General features: G+C 44.8%; 3 protein-coding genes. All 3 read left to right on the top strand.

The window, feature by feature from the left end; all coding sequences use genetic code 11:
- The coding region (locus FW758_RS14600) for a VCBS domain-containing protein (protein WP_446445767.1) at window positions 1-4,887 on the top strand (4,887 nt) is incomplete at its 5' end.
- A 91-nt stretch (window positions 4,888-4,978) separates the two neighbouring features.
- Window positions 4,979-7,156 carry a type I secretion system permease/ATPase gene (locus tag FW758_RS14595; RefSeq protein WP_006084409.1) on the top strand — a complete coding sequence of 726 codons (2,178 nt, stop codon included), beginning with the start codon at window positions 4,979-4,981 and terminating at the stop codon, window positions 7,154-7,156.
- Window positions 7,153-8,535, top strand: coding sequence for an HlyD family type I secretion periplasmic adaptor subunit (locus FW758_RS14590; protein ID WP_432331567.1), 1,383 nt, complete (start codon window positions 7,153-7,155; stop codon window positions 8,533-8,535). Before FW758_RS14595 ends, FW758_RS14590 begins: the two co-directional genes overlap by 4 nt.
- The last annotated feature ends 3 nt before the right edge of the window (window positions 8,536-8,538 follow it).

Genomic DNA, 8,538 nt, shown 5'->3' with positions numbered 1-8,538 from the left:
GTATTCCAAGCGGGCAACGGCACCCCAAGTGTTGGCGCGCTCGGCAGCTTAACCATTGATGCGACGGGCAACTGGACTTACAACGTTAATAACGCCGACGTGCAATACCTGGCCGAAGGCGAAACCAAGGTCGAAACCTTTGTGATACTCAGTGCCGATGGCACTGAGCACACGGTCACCATCACCATTACTGGCACCAACGACGTGCCTGTGATTGGCACCACGACCAGTGCCATAGTTTCGGAAGAAGGTTTAACTCCTTTAGGTTTACCTGACACAACAGGAAATACAGATACAACCAACAGCCCAACGGCGACAGGTACGATTAATATCCAAGATGTTGATAGTGATTCTTTAACTGTGTCACTGTCTGGACCTACAGGATTATTATCTGGTGGCCAAGCAATTCAATGGAGTTGGGATCCTGTCACGCAAACTTTAACGGGTTATATTGGTACTGCAGGTGAGGCTTCATATACCGAAATTATGACTGCAACACTGACGCCACCGGTTACTGGTAGTTCAGGAAATTGGACCTATGATGTCACGCTTAAAGGTCCTGTCGATCATCCAGATACTGAGACAGAAGACACCTTGTCAGTCAATATTGGCATCAATGTTAATGATGGCCATGGTGGTACATCAACTGGAAGTTTCAATGTCACCATTGAAGATGATGCTCCAGTCATATCACCAATTGCAGCCGTGCAAACCACAACGACAAGTATTCCTGATTCATTGGTGGGTTCATTCTCACTCACTGGTTACAGCGGCAACAATAATTCATTAGATTTCAATGGATTTACAATCAGTGCAAGAGGATTCACTTCGTCAACTAACTCAAATTTAATTGATGCCGCAATCTTTGGTAGCGGTAGTGGGATAGGTGTTAGTAGCGCTGGTGCTCCTTATCATAATCTCGCGAACGAAGTCGATTTCCGTAAATTTGCAGATGGAAGTTCTGCATCTGAAGAAATCATCATTACTCTCGATCCTGGAACTATTGCCTACGGCGTAAATATCCAGTTTTCCCACATGTTTGGTGGCGAACTAGAAGTCGGTGTCGTCGAGTTTTGGCGAGATGGCCAACTTATCGCAACTCAAACATTTAGCTCAGATGCCAGCAGTGGCGACTATGCCGCCAACTTCCAAGCCTTACAAGGCGGTTTTGACACTATGGTCATCAAAGCCCTTGATAATGGCCAGGGCCCAAGTAGCGGTGATAATAGTGACTTCACTGTTACCGCAATTGAGTTTTTAGGCACAACGACTCCACCAGCAATCGCCTTTGCTTCAGGAACAGTTAGCCCTGATTGGGGCGCAGATGGTAAAGGTTCGCTCACCTTACAAGGTAGTGATGAAACCAATTTATTCACGGCAACAGGCAGTGCAATTACTATAACCCAAACGGCAAATACACTGATTGGGGTCGATGCAGCTGGTCACTTGGTATTCAAACTTGAGTTCACCCCAGGTACAGGTCAATGGGACTTCCATCAATATCAAGAGATGTTACAACCTAGTGATGGTGATATTGATTTCAAAGTAAGAGCCACTGATGGAGATGGCGATCATACAGATGGTACTTTCTCTGTTATCCCACAAGTTTATGTTGATACAACACCACCTTCGGCACCTGAAGTACGCATCATCGATGATGTAAATGATGACGCGTATTTGACGAGTACAGAGATAGGTAATAATGGCGTTCAAATACAGGTCAAAATTAATGCTAGTGACTTTAATACTGGCGGCAGTGTACATCTAGAAATCGATAATGCAGGTAATAGCAGTACAGTAGACCTCATTCTTGACAATGGCGTACTGAAATTTAGTAATGGTGCTCTAGCAACAGGTTACACCTATACAAATGGTGTTATTACTTGGACAGAGCCTACTCCGACTGCAGGTCAGGCAATCTCAGTCACCGCCACTCAAACTGATAGTGCGAATAATGAATCAGCTGAAGGCACGGATAATGCTACCGTTATTGATGCGACTGACGATCGTTATACCATCGACGAAGATCATCAGCTAACGGGTAATGTTCTTACCAATGATCAACTCGGCAATCTGAGCATCACTAGCTTCAGAGTCATGTATAACGGTATGCAAACCAGTTTTAACGCCGGACAAACCGTTACCTTGGCCGTGGGTAGCTTATTAATACAAGCTAATGGTGAATTCCAGTTTATTCCAAATGATAACTGGGCAGGCGAAATGCCAAGTGTAACCTACACAACAAATACTGGTTCCACAGCAGCACTTGATATCACTGTCTTACCTATAGCAGATAAGCCTGTAGTTAACGTTATTCTGACTGATAATGGCATACCGCTATACAGTAACTTTAAGACTTCAGGTATCACTACCGAACAATTCCGTACGGGCGATTTTACTACCGCACCATTTAATACTGGTACGCGTACTATTGATAATACTTCCGGACAAGATCAGTTGCTCGGTACTGGAGGGAACGATCATCTTGTCAGCGCAAATGGCGGCGGTGATCTACTCTACGGTATGGATGGTGATGACATACTCGTCGGCAGTGATGCCGTTCAAGGTGACTCTCTCTATGGCGGAACAGGAAATGATGTTCTTGTTGCTGGTCTAGGTAATGACGGGCTCTACGGTGGTGCAGGAACTGATATCGCCGTACTTCTTGGCAACCGAGCCGACTACATAATAGAGAAAGGCACAGGCTACTCTAGCAATGATCGTTGGTTCAACTTCTTTGTAACTGAAAATGGTATCGGTGTTACTAAGGCCCTGCATGATGTTGAGTATGTGCAATTCAAGGATGGCATATACGCGATCAATCAAATCACAGGTGAACTCACATTAGAACAGCCTACAGCTGTAGACTATCCAATCGAAATTAATGTGTCACTTGCGGATCGAGACGGTAGCGAAAGCATCGATAGCATTCAGCTCAGTGGTTTACCCGAAGGCACCTTACTCTACAGCAGTAACGGTACATTGATGGGGACTGCAGATGCAGACGGTAATATTCTTCTAAATCATGGCAGCGTATGGAACAGTGCATCCTTAGATGTCAATCTGACAGGATTAACATTAAGGGTTCCTGGTGAATATGCAGGTCAAGTCAACCTCGTTGTCGAAGCAGTATCAAGAGAGTCAGGTACAGACCTGACCAATACTGCAACAGATGCAGATAGCGTCATTCTTAGCTACTTCAGTGGTCATGAAGGAGAGCCTGGCGATCAAAATCTTAACTTTGGTAATGAGCACAACATTGTGGTCGGCGATTTAGACGGTAGCGTTATTTTGCCAGGTCAAAACTACAATATCGCCTTTATGGTTGATAGTTCTGGCAGTATTGGAAGCACGGCGCTCAATAGCATGAAAGCGCAACTTGAACAGGTATTTACGACACTGAAAAACAGCGCTACCGCTGAAGGCAGCGGCACTGTAAATGTGTTCTTGGTTGACTTTGATGGCATTTCTAAAGGTTGGGTTTCTGTCGATATGAAAGACCCCAATGCCCTGTCGATACTGGAAGATGCATTGGACGACATGCGTTCAGGTGGAAACACCAACTACGAAGATGTATTTAAAACGACCGCCAACTGGTTCTCTGGCATCAGCGGTAACAGTGCCACAAATCTAGCTTACTTTATTACCGATGGCCAAGCTAATGAGTACAACTACAATGAGGGCCAAAACCCTGAGGTTTATAACCCACGCGGAGCAAACAACAGTATTTACCTATCCAGTATCATCCAAAACGGTTATGTATTTGGCAATACATATAGCCAGGATGGACGTACGATCATCAACCAGTACGGTGAAGTATTAAAATGGACCCAAAATAGCAATAATAGTTGGAGCTCAAGTTCAGTTGGCCTTATGCGCCCGGATGGTAATGGAGGTTTCCAATTTGCCAACTTGGGTACAAACGGCACCGGAACGAATGCGAATTCCCAGCAAGGATTTGCTTTCCTATCAACGCTAGGAGTGATTGTTCAGGCCATTGGGATAGGCCCATCACTGGATAGTGAAGATCTTAAGCCATTTGACTCTGACGGTAATGTTCTGACTAACATCAACGCTGAGGATTTAGCAGATGCGATCATTGGTACTCCAATTACCCAACTGCCAGGATCTGATACCATCAACGGTGGTAACGGCGACGATATACTCTTTGGTGATGCCATCAACTTTAACGGTATCAGTGGCCAAGGTTATGTTGCCATCAAAGATTATGTTGCTGATCAGCTAGGGGTAGCTGCAGTAACCGATGCCCAAGTACATAGATATATTACTGAGCATGCATCTGATTTTGACCAATCTGGTGCCAGCGATAAGGCAGATGTTCTTATCGGTGGACAAGGTAATGACATACTTTATGGGCAAGGTGGGAATGATCAGCTTTACGGCGGTAATGGTAATGATCTTATATTTGGTGGTGCTGGTAACGATACTATTATTGGTGGCCTAGGAAACGATAAACTAACGGGAGGGACTGGTGCTGATACTTTCGTCTGGCAGGCTGGCGAGTCAGGAACAGACCATATCACTGACTTTAATATCCATGAAGATAAATTGGATTTACGCGATCTACTTCAAGGTGAAAATACCAACACGCTAGACAGCTATTTGAATTTCAGCCTTAACAGTAGTGGCTCTACAGTGATCGATATTGATGCCAATCAAGACGGTGTCTTTGAACAACATATCATCCTTGATGGTGTTAATTTGTTCGACGAATATGGAAGCACTAACGATGCTGGTATAATTAATGGCTTACTGGGTAGTAATAATGATGGTCCGCTAATCATTGACTCTCAGCCTGTCACACCAGAACCTGCACAAGGAATCGCGCCACTGGATACTAATCCACACCATAATATTATTCCTTAAATAAAATCAGTTCAGATGGCCTATAGAAATATAGGCCATCATGACCGATACTTGCCATAACCATATAAAAATCCAAAGGATAAGTAATTAGGTGTCAGCTGCAGCTTCTGAAAAAATTGACCAATGGACCATTTCAGCCTCGCAAAGAGTCTTAGTGGATCCGCTGCTGGATTGTTTAGTGTTACTCACTGAGCATTTTGGCAACCCGTGCTCGAGCGACTCGCTTGCGGCAGGTTTACCTTTGTCAGGTGCGGTATTAACACCCGATTTATTACCTCAGGCCGCGTCGAGGGCTGGCCTAGCGGCGAAGTTATCTCGAAAAGGCTTAAACGAAGTATCACCCATATTGCTTCCCTGTATTTTGTTATTAAAAGACAAGAAAGCCTGCATATTGCGTGAACTTGATGTTGAGTCCGATAAAGCGATTATTCAATTACCCGAGACGGGTGGTGAAGAGACGCTGACCATTGAGTCGCTCGAAGCCTTATATGTAGGATATTTATTCTTAGTTAAACAAGAATACCGTGGTGACATGGGCTTTGATGTTTATCTACACGATAATAAAACCCACTGGCTAGTCCAAACCTTAAAAGATTCTGCACCCATTTATCGCGATGCATTAATCGCTTCTGTATTAGTGAATTTGTTCGCCTTAGTTTCACCTTTATTTATCATGAATGTGTATGACAAAGTCGTGCCCAATCTTGCCTTTGAATCCCTGTGGGTGTTAGCGATTGGCGCTTCTATTGCTTATCTGTTTGATCTTGTCATGCGGCAGCTCAGAAGCTACCTGATTGATGTAGCAGGTAAAAAAGTAGATATCATAGTGTCTTCTCGCCTATTCGCAAAAGCGATTGGTATCCCCTTAGAAAAACGCTCCCCCAGTATTGGCGGTATGGCAAAACAATTAGGCGAATTCGATAACATCCGTGAAATTTTAACCTCGGCGACGATCACAACCTTAGTCGATCTGCCCTTTGCGGTATTTTTCTTAATTATTATCTACATCGTTGCTGGCGATCTCGCGATTGTCCCAGTGATCGGTGGCGCCATCATTATTGGCTTTACACTTTATATCCAACCTAAACTCAAAGCCGCTATCGAAGAAGGCAATAAATTTTCAAGCTTGAAACATGGGCATTTAATCGAGAGTTTATCGGCACTAGAGTCAATCAAAGCCAATGGTGCCGAAGGGATAGTACAAAAAAGCTGGCAACAAATGATAGGCCACAGTGCCAACTGGCAATTAAGGTCAAAAAAGCTATCTAACTCAGTCTCGAACGTGGCTAACTTCACAGTGCAATTTACCGTTGTTTGTGTGGTGATTTTGGGCGTTTATCGCGTGGCCGATAATGCGATATCGATGGGCGGAATTATTGCAGCCGTTATGTTATCGAGCCGTGCTATTTCACCTATGGCGCAGCTTGCGGGCCTGATGACCAGAGCAAATCACACTGCCAGCGCACTGCGTCAGCTTAATGAAATTATGACTCAAGAAGATGAGTTTGAAAATAAAGGGCATTTGGTTAGCAAACAAAGGCTGATAGGCAAAATCAATGCTGATCATGTCGGTTTTGGTTACCCAGGTTCAGAAAAACCTGTACTTCATCCTATGTCATTGACGATTAATCCCGGCGAGCGTATTGCGATTATTGGCCGCAATGGTTCAGGTAAAAGTACCCTTGCCAAGCTACTGGTTGGACTATTTCAACCTACAGCAGGAAGCTTGCGCTATGACGGTTTAGACTCGGCACAAATCCATCCGAGTGATTTACGCCGTAACTTTGGTTATTTACCCCAAGATGTCACCCTGTTCCACGGTTCGATTCGGGACAATATTTTATTTGGTACCCGCCAAGTCACTGAGCACCAATTAATCCGTGCCGTACAGCTTTCTGGAGTGAGTCAATTTACCAACCTAGAAGCTGAGGGGTTAGATCAGCAGGTCGGTGAAGGTGGTATGTCACTCAGTCGCGGACAAAGGCAAACCGTTGCCCTTGCGCGTGCCACACTCAATGATCCACCAGTGCTACTAATGGATGAGCCCACCGCCAGCTTGGATGCGCGCGCAGAACAACAATTTATTCGCTCAATGCAGAATGTCAGCAAAGACAGAACCTTGATTCTTATTACCCATAAGATGCATCTACTGCAGCTTGTTGACCGTATTATCGTACTCGAACGCGGCCATGTGGTCGCCGATGGTCCCAAGGCAGAAGTGTTAGAAAAACTCAATTTTGGCCTCGTGAATGGAGAAGCTAAAAGATGAGTAAAAATTTAACCGCAAATGACTTAGACATGGTTGATGATGTCTACGGCGCCATGATGACGGACGCTCCCAGCGGACACAGGTTAATCATATGGGCACTTGCAGCTATGGTTGTGTGTTTTTTACTGTGGGCAGGTTTTGCTAAATTAGACAAGGTCACCACTGGGACGGGGAAAGTCATCCCCTCATCACAAGTCCAAGTCATCCAGAGTTTAGATGGCGGCATAATGCAAGAACTCTACGTTCAGGAAGGCGAAATGGTGATTAAAGGGCAACCTTTAGTACGTATTGATGATACTCGCTTCCGCTCCGACTATGCTCAACAAGAGCAAGAAGTTTTTGGCTTAAAAACCAATGCTATTCGTATGCGCGCCGAACTCGACAGTATCCTCATATCAGACATGACTTCTGACTGGCGCGAGCAAGTACTCATTACTAAAAAGGCATTGGTATTCCCGGAGAATATTATTACTGCGGAACCAGCCTTAGTTAAAAGACAACAAGAGGAATACAACGGACGCTTAGATAACTTAAGTAACCAGCTTGAGATCTTGGTACGTCAAATTCAACAAAGACAACAAGAAATTGATGATCTCGCGTCCAAAACAACGACATTAACCACCAGTATGCAGCTGATCTCCCGTGAGCTTGAACTCACTCGGCCTTTAGCTAAAAAAGGTATCGTTCCTGAAGTTGAATTACTCAAACTCGAACGCACGGTGAACGATTTGCAAGGCGAATTGAATTCAATGCGCTTACTGCGCCCTAAAGTCAAAGCGGCGATGGATGAAGCCATCTTAAAACGCCGTGAAGCCGTATTCGTCTATGCCGCCGATCTACGCGCACAGCTCAATGAAACCCAAACCCGCCTTTCTCGCATGAATGAAGCACAGGTGGGCGCACAAGATAAAGTCAGCAAAGCAATTATCACCTCACCAGTCAATGGCACCATTAAAACCACTCACATCAATACACTCGGCGGCGTTGTGCAACCTGGAGTCGATATTATCGAGATAGTGCCATCGGAAGATCAGTTACTGATTGAAACCAAAATCTTGCCTAAAGATATCGCCTTCTTACACCCAGGATTACCCGCAGTGGTAAAGATTACCGCCTATGACTTTACTCGCTATGGCGGCCTTAAAGGGACAGTTGAACATATCAGTGCCGACACATCCCAAGATGAAGAAGGCAATAGCTATTATCTCATCCGAGTCAGAACCGCAGAATCCAGTTTAACCAAAAACGATGGCACACAGATGCCAATTATCCCGGGAATGTTAACTTCGGTTGACGTTATCACGGGGCAAAGATCCATACTTGAGTACATTTTAAATCCAATTTTAAGGGCTAAGGACACAGCGCTAAGAGAGCACTAAGCC

The sequence above is a fragment of the Shewanella sp. 1180_01 genome (assembly GCF_052850535.1).
This window is presented reverse-complemented; position numbering and strand designations above follow the sequence as displayed.

Excerpts from the sequence above, each read along its gene's own strand:
- FW758_RS14590 (WP_432331567.1), top strand. The coding sequence starts at position 7,153 with ATGAGTAAAAATTTAACCGCAAATGACTTAGACATGGTTGATGATGTC.